This is a genomic window from Herbiconiux daphne (assembly GCF_024979295.1).
In the GTDB taxonomy this organism is placed as follows: domain Bacteria; phylum Actinomycetota; class Actinomycetes; order Actinomycetales; family Microbacteriaceae; genus Herbiconiux; species Herbiconiux daphnes.
Genome location: NZ_JANLCJ010000257.1, coordinates 1 through 844, shown reverse-complemented (window position 1 = coordinate 844; position 844 = coordinate 1). Strand labels below are relative to the sequence as shown.

Genomic DNA, 844 nt, shown 5'->3' with positions numbered 1-844 from the left:
TGAGAGCATTGCTGTTAACTCTCAGCGTCTGGATAATGTTCAGGCTCATCAGAAACAACAGGACAAAACAATATCCTCTAACCACAAGCAAGCAATGGCAGGGGTGAGCAGTGCGATGGCAATGGCTGGTCTTCACTATGTTCCTGCTGCTAACGCTGTGGCTATTGGTGCTGGTAACTACGCTGGTGGTAACGCTGTGGCTATCGGATATCAACATACCGTGGGCAATGTCCGCTTCGCTGTTCAGAACTCTCTTGATTCTGCGGGGAATGTAGGAACAGCAGCGTCAATGTCTGTTGGTTGGTAACAGAATCTCGTGTGAGGTGGGAACACGTAAACAACCCACCACTTAACCCTCGACATATTGGAGAAACATTATGTCAAATGAAACACGCTTCGATGTAATCACCCTCATCAAACTTCACGACACACTCCAGTTCATCGAGAATGGCAACCTCGAAACTGCGGCTGCTCGTGCTGTCTACGATGCCATCATCGTCGAAGTTGAAGATGACCGTCTGGCTGACCTGCTGGATTCCATCAAATCTTTCAACCCATCACACCTTGAGATTCTTGAAGGTCTGGGTCTTTCAGGTGATAATGGTTCTCCAGAGACAGCAGCACTGATTGCTATCTACACCAACGAAGTAGTGCCAGAACCAGTGGTTGTGGAAATCTCAGCAGACCAGATTGACCACCTGAATCTTCTCACTCACGTGAACGAAGAAGAAGGTAACGCTGCTCTGGTGGTTGAGACTTCCCTGAAACTGGTTGACCTGAGCAATGCCTGGGCAACAGTCGGTGAAGAGAATATGGATGGTCACGCTGTGTCCTGCCTGCTCTC

The 844-nt window shown here is 48.9% G+C and carries 2 protein-coding genes; both read left to right on the top strand.

The window, feature by feature from the left end; all coding sequences use genetic code 11:
- Positions 1 to 307 (top strand): YadA C-terminal domain-containing protein (locus tag N1032_RS24485; protein WP_259543117.1); only part of this gene is annotated, 307 nt, incomplete at its 5' end.
- A 70-nt stretch (positions 308 to 377) separates the two neighbouring features.
- Positions 378 to 844, top strand: a 467-nt coding sequence (locus N1032_RS24480) for a hypothetical protein (RefSeq protein WP_259543116.1), incomplete at its 3' end; no start/stop codon positions are given.